Raw genomic sequence first — 15,785 nt, 5'->3', positions numbered from 1 at the left:
ATAATTTTCTCATTCTAAATAAAAGTGTAGCACATTTCCAGAAATCCATCAAACTCCACTCATACAATGACAAAAAAGCTCCTTTCATCTGAAATAGATCCCTTGTTGCAAAAAACACTTTTGTGTACTAAAATCGAAATAATAAAATTATTAAGACGAGGTAACTAACAATGATTGAAATCCGAAAATTTGAACCCGATGATACAGACACAGCGATCAAAATCTGGAACGAAGTTGTCGACGACGGCGTTGCCTTTCCTCAGTTAGATGAATTAGACCATGAAAGTGGTCTTGCTTTCTTTGAAGAACAGACATATACAGGAATCGCTGTTGATTCTGATACAAATGAGATTGTTGGCCTTTATATTTTACATCCAAACAATGTTGGCAGATGTGGTCATATCTGTAATGCAAGTTATGCGGTTTCTTCTGCTCACCGTGGAAAGCAGATCGGCGAATTTCTTGTCACAGACTGTATCAAACGTGCTCCTGAATTTAATTTTAAGATCCTTCAGTTTAATGCGGTTGTTGCAAGTAATAAAGCAGCCCTGCATCTATACAAGAAACTTGGATTTATCCAGCTTGGTGTAATTCCAAAGGGATTCTTATTAAAAGATGGTACTTATGAAGATATTATTCCTCATTATTTGGAATTAATAAAATAATATTATGAAAGAAAAAATCTGAAATCCCTTTTCTCTGAGATTCCAGATTTTTTCTTTTACCTTACTTTGATCCACTCCTGATCTTCTTTCTTCTCGAAGCTTCCATCTCCAATTCCTAATGCAGATTTCGCTAACATATCTGCATAATCGTTATATTTATCATTGGAATGTCCTTTCACTTTTACAAACTTAATCTGAACATGCTGTTTCATTTCTTCATAAATTCTCTGATAAGCCTGTGTTCCTTCTTTTTTTGCTGCCCACTCACCTGTACACCATTTCTGGATTCCTTCATAGTCATAGTGAATTGCAAGTTTTTTGTAGCCATTTTCTTTTGCAAAACGCATGGCTGCTTCGGAACCTTTGATCTCGCCTGCTACATTACGCATCGTTGCCAGTTCTTCATCTATGTATGGATATGCAAAATAGCGTTCTTTTCCGTCATGCATCAAAACCATTCCATAGGAAAATCTCTTCTGGGAATGATCATAACTTCCGTCCACATATGCAACTAATGTGTCTTCATCAATCTGCATCAATTCGTTTGCATCGGGATTTAAAAACTCTTCCGCTTCTGCTTTTGTTTTAAATCCTTTGTATCTTGCATTTGGAAATCCCATCACCTGTGCTTTGCATGCATCCCATGACATGTAGATTCCTGGTTTTCTTCCTTTTTTTACTGCATAAAATTTTCCTGCCATATTTTTTCCTCTTTATTTCTTTGTATTTAAAGTGATAACTACATATTCGGAATGTCCGCCTGTACGGATTGGATATCCCCAGCCGCCGATTCCGGAACTTACAATTACCTGATAATCTCCATCTTGTCGGTATCCATAATTTAACTCATTCACACCGATCAGCTCTCCAAGCTGTCCTGTCGGCCAGATCTGTCCAGCATGGGTATGTCCGGATAAAGAAAGATCAATACTGCCCCAAGCCCATATAACATCCATCCTCATCTAACACAGCAAAGTGTCAGGATCAATGAAATAATATTGCTTATTTTTTCCTCCTTATCTTAGAAAAGAAAAAATCCTGCAACGCAGGATTTCTTCTCAAATTTATATTTCTAGTCGTTATCTCTTCCTCCGAATAAAATAACCAGACGAAGTAAACTAAGGATTGCCGCTGCTGCACTTGCCACATAAGTGAGTGCTGCTGCAGTTAATACCTTCCTTGTCTGTGCTACTTCATCACCATACATGATTCCTGTATTGCCAAGGATCTTTAAAGCTCTTGCTGAAGCGTTAAATTCAACTGGAAGTGTTACCAGCTGAAAGATAACTGCCAATGAGAATAACAAAATTCCGATATTCAGCAGTGTCTGGTTCATTCCAAGAACAACACCACCGATAATAAACAACCAAGATAAATTAGATCCTAAATTCACGGCTGGAACCATCGCTCCACGAATCTTTAATGGTGTATATCCTTGCTGATGTTGTACGGCATGCCCACATTCATGAGCTGCAACGCCGATCGCTGCAATGGAATCAGATCCATAAGTTGCATCGGATAATCGTAGTACCTTATTCTTTGGATCATAATGATCCGTAAGATTACCACTGACTCGTTCTACAGAAACATCGTAGATTCCTGCCTGATTTAAAATACGTTGCGCCGCCTGCGAACCTGTTAATCCACAATGGCAGCGAACTCTTGAATACCTTCGGAATGTTGAATTCATCTTAGAAGATGCAATCATTGTAATGATCACTCCGACGATGATCAAAATATACGTTGGGTCGAAATAATAACCATATGGGTACATAAATATCTCCCTTCTTTCTCTATAACATGTAGAAGATTATATCGTTCCTTCTACATGAAATCAAGGCAGTTTAGAAATATTTTATTTCTTTTTATAATCATTTTATTGAACGATTGATTCTTTATCTTTTTATAACAAAGAAGCTCTTAATTCTTCTCCAGATTTGGCACTTAAATATGCTGGTGCGATATCAAATACAGTCTTGCATCCGCTCTGTCCTTCTTTGGAAAGTTTGTATGCAGCTCTTGCATATGCAACTAAAACGCTTGATGTAAATTCTGGGTTAGAATCTAATTTTAAGCTGTATTCGATAATGTGTTTGTTTTCTTTTTCCCATCCTGTGCATCCGCTTCTTAATACGAATCCACCATGAGGGATCTTGCTGTGATCACGATCTAATTCTTCCTGACTGATGAAATGTACTGTTGTGTCATAGTCTGAGAAGTAGTTTGGCATTGTTTTGATCTCTTCTTCTACTTTCTTCGCATCTGCACCTTCTTCAAGGACTACAAAACATTCTCTTGTATGTTTCTGTCTTGTTGTAAGTTCTGGATCTTCTCCATTACGAACTGCTTCTAAGGCTGCTTCTACAGGAATTGTGTACTGTTTACCATCTTTGACACCTTCTACACGACGAATTGCATCAGAATGTCCCTGGCTGACACCTTTTCCCCAGAATGTGTAATCCTTTCCTTCTGGAAGGATTGCGTTTGCATACATTCTATTTAAAGAGAACATTCCTGGATCCCAACCTACAGAGATGATTCCAATATGTCCATTTTCTTTTGCTGCTTTATCTACATTTGCAAAATGTTCTGGAATTCTTGCGTGTGTATCAAAGCTATCTACTACGTTAAATAATTTTGCATATTCTGGTGTTTGAACAGGAAGATCTGTTGCACTTCCTCCACATAACATTAAAACGTCAATCTTATCTTTCCAATCTTCTACATCTTTGACATTACATACAGCTGCACCTTCTGTTAAAATGCTGACTGTCGCTGGATCTCTTCTTGTAAATACAGCTACAAGCTCTAAATCGTCATTCTGTTTGATCGCGCATTCAATTCCGCGTCCAAGGTTACCATAACCCATAATACCAATTCTAATCATTGATCTTTCTCCTTTTTAACTTTATTAGATTCAGTATATCATTAATGAGTTTTTCATTCAACGTATTCTTTCTGTCATTTTTTTGCTATAATAACTTTAAAAATTCCCGATAATTCTTACTTTTCGGGTCAGTTTAACAGAAATGAGGAATTTTATCATGTCATTCACCGGCATTTTCAAAGCAAAAGATGGAATCGTCGCTGTCGTCGATTCAAAAGCATCCAAAACAGAAGATGGTCAGTCTTACGAAGATCTTCATAGGAATCCAGAAAAACTATTTATATTCCAAAACGGAATCGCTACAACTTTTGGAGCAAACCAGATCCTAGTACAAAACCCCTTTGAATTTTCCTCAAAAGTTATTGCAATTGAGGATCTCGTTTATGAATATCTACATTTAAAAAATATGTTAGATGCCTCATTCTTCCAATCTCTACTCGTAAAAATGACATCCAATCCAGCCAACACGAAACCAGTGAACTTCTTGATCGGGCGAAAAATCCGGCAAGAAGAATATCTATTAGAACACCATCAAGTACGCTATTGCGCTTACGCCCAAAGACTAGGAACTCCAATGGAACATTTCTTTACTGGTGGTGATGAAAAATATCGGAAACACTTTGATAGCCTTCCCTACCTTTCACAGATCACATCTGTTGATGTATTACAGAAAACAGTGGCGAACGAATTGGATGAATTAATTCAATATTATGACAACCAAACTGAATACAATCCTGTTGGAAAGCCTGTGAAATCCTATATTTTAAGATAAAATGCGAATGGGTCTCAGAATAGAATACATACAGATCATCCAACACACAACCTACAGTTTAATTTTCGCAAAAGCCTCCGCAAATGCATTATTAATTGGCTGTTCTGCCTCTTTCTGCTGTTTCTTCAAATACCGGTTCACTTCCTTCTTACTCATTCCAGAACCCTGTTTTTCTTTTCTCTGTTTAAATGCAGACAGTTTTTCCTTATATCCGCAAACGCATACAAACTTCTGTCCTTCACCTTCTCCGACCATTTCCATTTTCTTATGACATACTGGACATCTTGCATTTGTGATCCTTGAAATTGTCTTTTTATACCCACAGGTGCGATCCTGACATACCAGACGTTTTCCATGTTTCCCATTGACTTCTAATAAGAATTTTCCACATTCTGGGCAACGATGTCTTGTCACATTATCATGTCTGAATTTTCCATCGGATGTTTTAATATCTTTGATCAATGCCTGTGTATAATCTGAGATTTCTCTCATAAATTTCTGATCATTTTGTTTTCCTTTCGAAATTGCTGTCAGTTTCTTTTCCCAGTCAGCGGTTAGTTCTGCTTTTTTAAGATCTTCTGGAACAAGTTCTAATAACTGCTTTCCTTTGGATGTGATGTGAATTTCATTTCCTTTCTTTTCAAGAAGGTAACTGTTAAATAGTTTATCAATGATATCTGCTCTTGTTGCAACCGTTCCAAGACCTTTTTTATCCATCTGATCAATTAATGTTCCTTCAGTATAACGTCCTGGTGGATTGGTTGTTCCTTCTGTCATAGAGATCGTACCAACAGAATATTCTTTTCCTTTGACTGGAATATTTCCTGCTTTGATCATATCTTTTGATCCTGTTTCTTCTTCGTAAAGTTCTCTCCATCCAATTTGTTTGATATTCTCTGCTTTTGCACGGAATAACTCCCCATTTACACTTGCTTTTACAGAAAGTTGTTCGGAAATTGCTGGTTCAGATAAAACAGCTAAAAATCTTGCAACAACCATATCGTAGATCTTTCGTTCATCAGAGCTGAAACTTGTCAAAGATGCATACTGTTCTGTTGGAATGATCGCATGATGATCGGATACTTTCTTATTGTTGATAAAACGACTGCTTGCTTTAATCTCTTTTCTTAATAATGCCGCTGCTGCCTTTTTGTATGATCCATTCTGACACGCTTTGATCCTGTCTTTTAATGTCTCTGTCATATCATTGGTTAAATATCTGGAATCTGTTCTTGGATACGTCAATACTTTGTGATGCTCATAAAGGCTCTGCATGATATTTAATGTCTGTTTTGGTGAGAATCCATAGCGTTTGCTGGCTTCTTTCTGCAGTGTTGTCAGATCGTAAAGTTCTGGTGCATAATTCTTCTTCTCTTTTTTGGAAACTTCTGTGATCACAAGATCATGACCTCTTAATTTCTTTCCAAGTTCCTCTGCCCATTTCTTATCGGAAATTCTCTGGTTCCCTTTTTGATTTTCCCATGTGAAATTCATTCCTGTTGCAAAAATCTTATATCCATAATATTTCTGAAGTTTGAAATTTCGAATTTCCTGCTCACGATTCATGATCATTGCCAGCGTTGGTGTCTGCACACGTCCGCAAGATAACTGTGCGTTATATTTACATGTCAAAGCTCTTGTCGCATTGATTCCAACTAACCAGTCTGCTTCTGCCCTTGATCTTGCCGCACGAAAGAGATTGTCATATTCTTTTCCCTGTTTTAAATGTGCAAAACCATCTTTGATCGCTTTATCTGTTACCGAAGATATCCACAAACGATAGATCGGTTTCTTATTTCCTGACATCTGTAAGATCCATCTGGCAACCAGTTCTCCTTCTCTTCCAGCATCAGTTGCAATGATCACGTCTTTGATGTCATTTCGAAGAAGTAGTTTCTTCACTGTCTGAAACTGTTTGGATGTCTTTTTTAACACAGTCAATTTCCAGTGTTTTGGCATCATTGGAAGGACATCCATATTCCATTCTTTATACTCTTTTCCATACTGCTCCAGATCTGCCAAAGACACTAAATGTCCTAATGCCCATGTTACAATATAATCATTTCCTTCGATATAACTATGCGTTTCCTTCTTACAGCCAAGAACTCTCGCAATATCACGCCCAACCGAAGGCTTCTCCGCTAATACTAATCGTTTCATTTTATTCTTTAAACCTTTCTAAAATTATCATCTCAAATTTATTATCCCGACCATTTTAACATATTTTGTGATATACTGAAACAAAGATATTTTATCGTACTTTTAAAGAATTGAGGTATTTACATATGAAATTAATGATCGCATCCGATATTCACGGATCTGCTTATTATTGTAGACAATTAATGGAAGCTTATAAAAAAGAACAGCCTGATAAATTACTTCTCTTAGGAGATTTACTTTATCACGGACCAAGAAACGACCTTCCAAAAGACTACGCACCAAAACAAGTCATCGAAATGCTAAATTCCATCAGTGACCAGTTGATCTGTGTGAGAGGAAACTGCGAAGCCGAAGTCGACCAGATGGTACTAAACTTTCCTGTATTAAGTGAATCCTGTATTCTATACATCGACGAACAAACAATCTACGCAACCCACGGACACATAAACTCACCAGCGAATCCTCCAAAATTACATAACGGAGATATTCTGTTAACTGGGCATACACATATTCCAGCTTGGGAAGAATATGATAACTTTTTGTATTTAAATCCAGGATCTGTGTCAATTCCTAAAGAAGAATCTGAACATGGCTATATGATTTATGAAGATAAAAAGTTTTTATGGAAAACTTTAGAAGGTGACATATATCATACCCTTTAATTCTTTTCGTTTCTCAAATAAATATTATTCACTTTTTTTACTTTTAGGAAGTACTAAACTCAAAATTAATGACACTACAAAGACTCCCGCAACTGCATTCCCATTAAAGATATCCCCAACTTCCTTCGGAAATGCTGCAAAAAAGTTTCCAGATGTCTGAGTCAGTCCAACTCCGATACAAAATGCTAAAGATACAATCACCATTGTACGATCATCAAACTCACATTCTTTTAACATCTTGATTCCTTCATACATGATAGATCCAAACATCATAACCGTACATCCACCAAGCACTGCCTGTGGGAGAGAATTAAAAAACGCTCCCAGTGGTGGAAATAACGATGCTAGGATTAAAATCAATGCTCCCATTAAGATTGTAAATCGATTAATAACTCCTGTCATTGTGACAAGTCCAACATTCTGGCTGAATGATGTTAATGGAAGACATCCAAAACAACCAGAAATCGCACTGGAAAATCCATCAGCTGCTAATGATCCCTGTAATTCTTCCATTTCAATATCTCTTCCGAGTGCTCCAGTACAGATGGCTGTTGTCGCACCCGTTGTCTCTGCTGCTGATACAAGGAATACGATCGCAATCGTAAAAAATGCTCCAAGATCAAAGACTGGTTTAAGGCTTGTAAAGAATACAAGTTTCGGAATACTTACAACGCCAACCTGTGCGATTGTTTTTGAAATTCCAGAGAAATCAACCAGTGGTGCAATTCCTGCAACGGTAAAGATCACAGAAAGAAGGTATCCTAAGACCAGTCCGACTAATACATTTAAGTTCTTATATACACCTTTTAAGATGTATCTGGCTGCAAGACAGACGATCAGTGTAAATGCTCCGATAAAAAGATGATACCATGATCCAAAATCTTTGGCTCCATCTCCGCCTCCCCAGGAATTCATTCCTACGGATAGTAAGGATAATCCGATCGCGATAACAACACAGGCCGAAACAACAGGTGTTAAAAATCGTTTCCAGTATCTGGCACTTAAACCTACGATTCCTTCAAAAATACCTCCGGCAATGACCGCTCCTACCATTCCTTCATATCCAAGATCTGGATTTGTACAAATCATCAATAAACTTCCAAGGAAAGTAAAACTGACTCCCATAACGATCGGAAGCCTCGATCCAATCTTCCAGATTGGGTATAACTGAAGACAAGTACCGATTCCTGCAACAAACATCGCACATTGTAATAACTGTGTGATTTCTGCTCCAGTCAAATGATGATTCGTTCCATGTACAAATGCTGCACTACACACGATCAGTACTGGTGCAAGATTGGATACAAACATTGCCAGCACATGCTGCAGTCCAAATGGGATTGCTTTAGATAATGGAACTCTTCCATTCAACTTGTAAATATTGTCTGCACTGACATTTTGATTCTGATTTTCCATATAAATTTTAATCCTCTTTTTCTTTCTTAACCCTTAATAATATCATCGATCGTATCAAATGGGATTCCTTCATTTTCCCCATTGTCTTTATGCACATGCACAATATCATCTTCTTCCAGACATCTTGCAAATTCAATCTGCATAAAAATACCTTTGATTTCTCTTCCATTTAATGTCTTTACGATCACATGATCATTTTGTGAAAGAAAAAGTTCTTCTTCATTTCCTGCTTCATTTTGTTTTACCAGTTTGACTCCTGGTAATACGTTTGTAAATTCCATAAAAGTTGCTCCTTATCTTATAATTTCAGAAAAAACTTCATCAATTGTTCTTTGGCTTTGTTATATGGCATATAGCGGATTGGAATGTCGATCTTGTCTGATTTTTTTATGATGCTTTTTTCATGTGTAAAAGTATCAAAGCTTTTCTTTCCGTGATAAATTCCCATTCCGCTGTTAGAAACTCCTCCAAATCCTAGATATGGAGTTGCAAGGTGGATGATCGTATCATTGATACAGCCGCCGCCAAAAGACAACTGTGAAAGTACATCTTGTTCTACTTTATCATTTTCTGTAAATAAATACAATGCCAACGGTTTCTTATGATCTCTGATATAAATGATCGCATCTGCTAATTTGTCATATGTCATCACTGGAAGTATTGGTCCAAAAATTTCTTCCTGCATAACATTTGATTTTTCTTTTACATTCACAAGAATCGTTGGTGCGATCTTTTTTAATCTCATATCGCCATAACCGCCTTCTACGATTTTTTCATGTTTCATAAGATCCATGATCCGCTGATAATGTCTTGTGTTGATCATAGATGGATAATCCTTATTAGACAAAGGATGTTTCCCGATCATTTTGTTGATCCAGTATTTTAAGTAAAAGATCAGCTCACTTTCTGCTTTTTTATCTACCAAAATATAATCTGGTGCAACACATGTCTGCCCACTGTTTAGAAATTTTCCAAAAACAATTCGCTTTGCTGCCAGTTTGATATCTGCACTTTCTTCTACGATACAAGGACTTTTTCCACCCAATTCTAAGGTTACCGGTGTTAAATGTTTCGATGCTTTTTCCATCACGATCTTGCCGACTTGTTCTCCTCCAGTATAGAAAATATGATCAAATGACTGTTCCAGAAGTTTTTCACTGATCTCTACACCTCCATTGATCACAGCAACGTAATGAGATGGAAAAACTTCACCAATCATCTTCTTTAAAAGATTCGCACAATGCGGTGCATGTTCCGATGGCTTTAAGACACTGCAATTTCCTGCAGCAATCGCTCCAATGAGTGGTTGCAGGGATAAAAGAATTGGATAATTCCATGGTGCAATGATCAGAACCTTTCCAAGGGGTTCTTTGATCTTAAAACTTTTGGATGGGAACTGGGCAAGTGGTGTTTTTACCTGTTCTGGTTTCATCCATCTTTTCAGATTTTTCTTTATATAAGAAAGTTCACTTTTTACCATACCAATCTCTGTCATATAGGACTCAAAGCATGATTTTCCTAAATCTTTATACAATGCATGTTCGATTTCTTTTTCATGTTTTTTGATTGCATATTCCAGACGTAAAAGTGCTTTCTTTCGAAATTCATAATCCTTTGTCTTTTGGCTTTGAAAAAAATGTTCTTGTCTTTTTAACATCTGATTGATCTCCATGGTTTTCTGTATATTTGTAAATACACTTATCATTTAAAAATAGATTCTTCCTGAAAATGCTACATGAGCAAGTTCATAAAATGTGCTATTCTTTGGACAGATTGGCTTATACAGTGGATCTGCCACAATGATCTTTGCGTTTTTCAGTTCTTCTTCCATTGCTTCTTCTCCAAGTACTACTTTATCCTTCTCTCCAATCAAAGCTTCACATTCTTTTAATGGGCATAGCACACGCGTTGAGTGTCCATAGTGTTTTTCAATCCCTGCTGCAAGTGATCCCATAGTGACAGGCTCTCCGATCAGAGTGATCTTGGCTTCCTTTGGCATACGTTTTTGTAAATATACAGCTTTTTGATTTTCCTTCTTTGTAACTGCAAGCTCCAATGCATTACAAATATCTTCTGTCAACCATTCATTTGGTGTCCCAATCACATAAGGAATTTTGTATGTTTTCCAAAGAATCTTTGCTGCACGAAGCCCCACTGCTGATACAACTAAATTTACAGCTGCTTGTGCTGATCTTTGCAGTGTTTCTAAGTCATCTCCCATTGCCCATGAGGACATCACTTCCCATCCGCATTTTTGCAGATTTTGTTTTAATATTTCTACATTTTCCTGTGGCCCAAAATCAAGAGGGGTTACTCCTAACAGATTTACAGCTTTTGAAGTAGAATCTTTTTGATCTTGTTTCTCTGGATCTTTTACAAAACGTTTTGCGATTTCTTCCAATGCGATCCCTGCTCCATACACATAATCATTCATGCCATTCGTTGGCACTGAAAATGTTGGAATCCCGGTTTCTGCCTCGATCACATGGGCAATTGCAGGGAAATCTGTTCCATTCATAAATGGAATTGGTGAACCTGCTAATGCGATAAATTTTGGATGCAGTTGTTTGGCTGCATGCTCAATATCATCAATAAATTTTTGATCATTTCCCATGATCGCATCGATTTCCGTCAGACCAGAAATAAAAATCAAGCTATCCTGATCGTACCAGCGAAGTTCATCATGAGTATTGTAGGTGGAGTTGCATCCAGAAGGATCGTGCATCACTGTCATGCCACCTAATTCATACAATGCAGAACACACGCCTGACACGTCAGCTGTATAAATCGGTATAATTCGATAAGATTGTCTCATAAGCAGCACTCGCACCCCCATCCCTTTTGTATTACTAATTTTTGTGTATCTTTTTCCTTAAGATATGCACCCATCATAAGTTCGGCCGTTCGTCTGATTCCATCAAATCCATATAATCCTTCTCCCTGTACAAGATTGACAAAATGACGGCTTTTGCTAAAATATGCGGCTTTCTGTCCGATCGCAAGTACTTCTTCACTGCCGCCTCTTGGCAATACACGCATCTTTACTTGGATCGTTGCAATGAGCTCAAGTTCTGGTGCATGTTTTTGAAGCCAGATAAAATCGTCCTTTTCTTCTGGATTGATCGCATCCAGATAGACTGATTTTACACAAAAACCATGGGTAATGAGCAATTTTGCCAGTCCAAGAGGTCTTGGATGGTATAGATAATCCAATGTGATCGGCATATCTTTGATCAAATCTTTTGCTTTGGCAAGTGCTTGTTCACATGATTGTCTTTCTTGTTTTCGTTCATCTTCTGTAAGTTCTGGTAAACCAAGAGTATCTGTAAGCTTCTTTAACTGTTCTTCTATTTCATCATAATCAAAACTTCCAGGAAGATACAAGCACTCGCGTCCAAGACGCCTTGCCTGTGTCTCCATTCCGTATTTTCCAGCTGGGTAGCAGTTTATAAACAGTTTTCCCTTGCTCATTTCCATTATATCCTGCCAATTTTTACATTTTGGCAACTCAAATATTCTATAATTATATTTCTTTAATAAACGTTTAATATCGCTGCTTTCATCCAGAGCAAAATCACTTCCCAATACAGATACTGTTTTATCATATGGTTTACACTCTATAAGAGGATCATACATTGCTTTTCGAAGCTTCTGATCTGGAGTTAATCCATGTTTTTGCATGATTGGGTCCATATAGCAGCGAATAAAACAGATATCAGGGAAACGTTTCTCTAATTCGCTATAAATATAGTCAAGATTACTTCCAACAAAATGGTGAAGGCAAACCGTAAAGAGTAAAACAGCTTTGGGATGATCGTCTCGTTTCTTTAATACATCTGTCACACCTTCGATGGTAATATCTTCCAGATTCCCATTTAAGATATTTTGCTCCTCTACGATCACAAAGGAAAAACGGTCTGCTGCATTCATTTCCGCTGCAGTGAGGACGACACCTCGCATACAGTTATCTGCACAGACATAGATCTGAATGGATTCTGGAAGTTGCATTCCTGTGTGTACGATATTCCAGTTCCCGTGCACTGGAGAATTATATTCAAGTTCTGAAGCAAACGGAGCTGGGAATGATGCATCTTTTATTTTTACCATCGCATCTTTTGGATCAATGGTTTCACCTACACGACGTAACATTAGATTCCCTCCCCGCATATGCGATATATCTGCCTTGCAAGCACACGATATTCCTCTGCCATTTCACTTTCTGGATAACACTCCAGCAATGTTTTTTTCTGTTCCTCTGCTAAGATTACCTGCTCACTATGTGATAATGTGCCAACAATTGTTGTTTGAAAATCATCTGCCAGCTCTTCTACTTTTTCTTCTTCTCTAGGAACGTCTCTGCGATTTAGAATAAGGCCTCCAAGTTCAGCATATCCACGATTTTTGAAGTTATCCACTGCCATGGCTATATTGGCTGCTGCATGAATTGCCATATTTTCTCCGGATGTAATGATAAATACTTTATCTGCGTAACCGCCTCGCATCGGCATGGAAAATCCGCCGCATACGACATCTCCTAATACATCGTATAAAACCACATCTGGCTTGTATACATCATATGCACCAAGCTCTTTTAATTTTTCAAGAGCCGTGATGATCCCACGCCCGGCACATCCAAGTCCCGGTGTCGGTCCTCCAGCTTCCACACAGATCACGCCGTTATAACCAATGCGTATCATATCATCAAGTTTCAATGCCTGTTTTTTCCTATTATATAGATCAAGCACTGCCGGAACAGCTTCTCCATGACAGAGTAATATCGTAGAATCCGCTTTTGGATCACAGCCGATCTGCATGACCTTAAGTCCCATTTCTGACAATGCTGCTGCCACATTGGAAACGGTCGTTGATTTTCCAATTCCACCTTTTCCATATACTGCTATCCTGATCACTTACATCTTCCTCCTATTTAACAGATTCTAGGTAAAAGCTCTCCTCCCGGCTGTGGAAGTAATGCCTGTGTACCGATCTCTGTCTCCATGATAACTCTTCCAGCTTCTTCTTCCATAACTTCACCAATGATTGCTGCATTTGCTGAATATGGACATTTTTTCAATGTTTCCACGATTGCTTCTGCCTCTTTCTTTGATGCCATGATAACAAGTCTTCCTTCACATGCCAGATATAATGGTTCTAATCCAAGCATGCCGCAAACTCCTTTTACTTCTGGCTGTACTGGAACCGCTTCTGCATTTAAACGGATTCCTACATTGCTCTGGCCTGCGATCTCATATAAGACAGTTCCTACACCACCTCTTGTCGCATCGCGGATAACATGCAAATCATGTGTTGTATCCATCACTGCTTTGACTGTATTCCATAAAGGTGCACAATCGCTCGTCACATCTGCGTCAATTCCAAAATCTTCTCTCTCTAACAAGATTGTACATCCATGTCGTCCGATATCACCTGTTACAATGATCGCGTCTCCCGGTTTTGCCAGTTCTCCACCGACTGTCACACCTTCTTCGATCTGGCCCATTCCAGTCGTTGTGATAAAGACTCCATCAACCTGTCCTTTTCCTGCAACTTTTGTATCTCCTGATACGATATGCACTCCGGCTTCTTTTGCTGTTTTTTCCATCGCTGTAGCGATCTCTTCAAGTTTCTCCATTGGATATCCTTCTTCGATCACAAAAGCACAGGTAAGGTACAATGGTTTAGCTCCCATACATGCAAGGTCATTTACAGTTCCACAGATAGAAAGTTTCCCGATATTTCCTCCTGGGAAAAATGCTGGTGATACGATAAATCCATCGGTTGATACTGCCATTTTTCCTGCTGGTGGGACTAAGACTGCTGCATCATCTGCTGTCAGATCATCATTTGCAAAATGTGCTTTAAATACTTCATCGATCAATTCAGATGTCTGTTTTCCACCGGCACCATGTGCCATCGTTACTGTTTTATTTTCCATGTTGTTTTTTCCTTCTTTCCTATTTAAACGCTGGTAATTCTTTGTACAATTATGAATACTGATAGTATGCAGAACAGGCTCCCTCTCCAGATACCATACAGGCTCCGACTGGATGCTGTGGTGTACAACCTTTTCCAAATACTTTGCAATCAGATGGTTTGCATTTTCCCTGAAGTACATCCCCACAACGACATGCTGGGTTTGGTTTTCCTTCGATCTTTGGCATCTGGTATTTGATCCTTGCATCGAAATCCTGCCAATCTTTTCTTAATTTCATTCCGGATTTAGGGATAATACCAAGTCCTCTCCATTCACAGTCACATGCTTCCATCATCTCATCGACAAGTACCTGAGCTTCCTTGCTTCCATCCCGTGTTACCACACGTGGATAGCAGTTTACAAAAAATGGCTTTCCTTCCTGGAATTTTACGAGTGAAACCGCCAGTGCTGTTAACAATTCTTTTGCTGTAAATCCAGCCACAACTCCGCTGATTCCTTCTTTGGTCAAGTCTTCACACAGACGTGTTCCTGTGATCGCATTAACATGTCCCGGATATAAAAATACATCGGCACTGTTCTTTAATTTTTCATAAGCTTGAGGCATCGTTTTGTTTGCAACCAAAATAGAATAATTATCAAGATGATCTTCTCTGGCTGCCTTGACAGAAAGACATCCTGCTGGTGTTGTTGTTTCAAATCCAACAGATAAAAATGTCACCTGTTCTTCACTATGTTCTTTAGCATATTTTTCAGCATCTGCTGGTGAATACACGACATGAATCTTCGCGCCTTGTTCTCTGGCTCCTGCAAGACTCATCTTTGTTCCAGGTACTCGTACCAGATCGCCAAATGTACAGATCGTTACATCTTTTTCTAATGCAAGGTATATCGCCTCATCGATAAAACTAACTGGTGTGACACAAACTGGACAGCCCGGTCCTGAAATCAGTTCTACCTGTTTGGGAAGAAGTTTACGGATTCCAAGCCTGAAAATCTCGTGTGTATGCGTTCCGCACACCTCCATGATCCGCACTTTCGGACCATCATAAGTTTCTATGATCTCTCTGGCTGTTTTCATGATAAGAATTCCTCCATTAACTCTTCTGTCTCGTTATCATCTTCATCCGTGATCTTTGCAATTGCTACACCTGCATGAACCATAACATAATCCCCTGGTTCTAAATCTTCTAACAATTGGGCAGAAATCTCTCTTTTAGCCCCGTCTGCATCGATCACTGCTGTTCCATTATTTATTTTTACTACTTTCGCTGATAAACCTACACACATT

At 38.4% G+C, this 15,785-nt stretch carries 17 protein-coding genes; 3 read left to right on the top strand and 14 right to left on the bottom strand.

Annotated features, from left to right (window positions below; genetic code table 11):
* Positions 1-170: 170 nt before the first annotated feature.
* Positions 171-665 carry a GNAT family N-acetyltransferase gene (locus KE503_RS12235; RefSeq protein ID WP_212385393.1) on the top strand — a complete coding sequence of 165 codons (495 nt, stop codon included), beginning with the start codon at positions 171-173 and terminating at the stop codon, positions 663-665.
* A 56-nt stretch (positions 666-721) separates the two neighbouring features.
* Here KE503_RS12235 and KE503_RS12230 read toward each other — a convergent pair whose 3' ends face one another.
* The 4 genes from KE503_RS12230 to KE503_RS12215 form a co-directional block, all read right to left on the bottom strand.
* Positions 722-1,366, bottom strand: coding sequence for a ribonuclease H1 domain-containing protein (locus tag KE503_RS12230; protein WP_022375472.1), 645 nt, complete (start codon positions 1,364-1,366; stop codon positions 722-724).
* A gap of 12 nt (positions 1,367-1,378) precedes the next feature.
* Positions 1,379-1,621, bottom strand: coding sequence for a hypothetical protein (locus KE503_RS12225; protein WP_117944958.1), 243 nt, complete (start codon positions 1,619-1,621; stop codon positions 1,379-1,381).
* A gap of 116 nt (positions 1,622-1,737) precedes the next feature.
* A complete protein-coding gene (locus tag KE503_RS12220) occupies positions 1,738-2,439 on the bottom strand; it encodes a zinc metallopeptidase (RefSeq protein ID WP_022375470.1) in 702 nt (233 codons plus the stop codon).
* 129 nt (positions 2,440-2,568) lie between these two features.
* Positions 2,569-3,552 (bottom strand): diaminopimelate dehydrogenase, encoded by a 984-nt coding sequence (locus tag KE503_RS12215; protein ID WP_022375469.1) that lies wholly within the window; start codon positions 3,550-3,552, stop codon positions 2,569-2,571.
* 157 nt (positions 3,553-3,709) lie between these two features.
* On the opposite strand from KE503_RS12215, the gene KE503_RS12210 reads away from it, so the two are divergent.
* Entirely contained in the window at positions 3,710-4,324 is a 615-nt protein-coding gene (locus KE503_RS12210) for a hypothetical protein (RefSeq protein WP_212385392.1), read from the top strand.
* 51 nt (positions 4,325-4,375) lie between these two features.
* On the opposite strand, the gene KE503_RS12205 is transcribed toward KE503_RS12210, so the two are convergent.
* On the bottom strand, positions 4,376-6,484 hold the full coding sequence (locus KE503_RS12205; RefSeq protein ID WP_212385391.1) for a DNA topoisomerase III: 2,109 nt from the start codon (positions 6,482-6,484) through the stop codon (positions 4,376-4,378).
* Positions 6,485-6,609: 125 nt separating this feature from the next.
* On the opposite strand from KE503_RS12205, the gene yfcE reads away from it, so the two are divergent.
* Complete coding sequence (yfcE, locus tag KE503_RS12200) at positions 6,610-7,146, top strand: phosphodiesterase (protein ID WP_117944962.1); 537 nt, start codon at positions 6,610-6,612, stop codon at positions 7,144-7,146.
* A gap of 24 nt (positions 7,147-7,170) precedes the next feature.
* On the opposite strand, the gene KE503_RS12195 is transcribed toward yfcE, so the two are convergent.
* From KE503_RS12195 to KE503_RS12155, 9 genes are read right to left on the bottom strand one after another with little or no spacing between them, the layout of a single operon-like run.
* Complete coding sequence (locus KE503_RS12195) at positions 7,171-8,562, bottom strand: uracil-xanthine permease family protein (protein ID WP_022375465.1); 1,392 nt, start codon at positions 8,560-8,562, stop codon at positions 7,171-7,173.
* Between the two features lie 26 nt (positions 8,563-8,588).
* On the bottom strand, positions 8,589-8,843 hold the full coding sequence (locus KE503_RS12190; protein ID WP_022375464.1) for a hypothetical protein: 255 nt from the start codon (positions 8,841-8,843) through the stop codon (positions 8,589-8,591).
* A gap of 17 nt (positions 8,844-8,860) precedes the next feature.
* Complete coding sequence (locus KE503_RS12185; RefSeq protein ID WP_212385394.1) at positions 8,861-10,234, bottom strand: aldehyde dehydrogenase; 1,374 nt, start codon at positions 10,232-10,234, stop codon at positions 8,861-8,863.
* A 33-nt stretch (positions 10,235-10,267) separates the two neighbouring features.
* Positions 10,268-11,377 (bottom strand): nitrogenase component 1, encoded by a 1,110-nt coding sequence (locus KE503_RS12180; RefSeq protein ID WP_212385390.1) that lies wholly within the window; start codon positions 11,375-11,377, stop codon positions 10,268-10,270.
* Complete coding sequence (locus KE503_RS12175) at positions 11,374-12,711, bottom strand: nitrogenase component 1 (RefSeq protein WP_212385389.1); 1,338 nt, start codon at positions 12,709-12,711, stop codon at positions 11,374-11,376. The genes KE503_RS12180 and KE503_RS12175 overlap by 4 nt, the downstream gene beginning before the upstream one ends.
* Entirely contained in the window at positions 12,711-13,472 is a 762-nt protein-coding gene (locus KE503_RS12170; protein WP_022375460.1) for a nitrogenase iron protein NifH, read from the bottom strand. The genes KE503_RS12175 and KE503_RS12170 overlap by 1 nt, the downstream gene beginning before the upstream one ends.
* Positions 13,473-13,489: 17 nt before the next feature.
* Entirely contained in the window at positions 13,490-14,497 is a 1,008-nt protein-coding gene (gene hypE / locus KE503_RS12165; RefSeq protein ID WP_022375459.1) for a hydrogenase expression/formation protein HypE, read from the bottom strand.
* Between the two features lie 49 nt (positions 14,498-14,546).
* On the bottom strand, positions 14,547-15,575 hold the full coding sequence (gene hypD, locus KE503_RS12160) for a hydrogenase formation protein HypD (RefSeq protein ID WP_212385388.1): 1,029 nt from the start codon (positions 15,573-15,575) through the stop codon (positions 14,547-14,549).
* The gene (locus KE503_RS12155) at positions 15,572-15,784 is read right to left on the bottom strand and encodes a HypC/HybG/HupF family hydrogenase formation chaperone (protein ID WP_022375457.1); all 213 of its coding nucleotides are present in this window, start codon (positions 15,782-15,784) and stop codon (positions 15,572-15,574) included. The genes hypD and KE503_RS12155 overlap by 4 nt, the downstream gene beginning before the upstream one ends.
* Position 15,785: the final 1 nt, after the last annotated feature.

The organism is Anaerostipes sp. Marseille-Q3525 (assembly GCF_018223505.1).
Taxonomy (GTDB): domain Bacteria; phylum Bacillota; class Clostridia; order Lachnospirales; family Lachnospiraceae; genus Anaerostipes; species Anaerostipes amylophilus.
The sequence above is the reverse complement of the archived record's forward strand: the minus strand, read 5'-3'. Positions and strand labels throughout refer to the sequence as shown.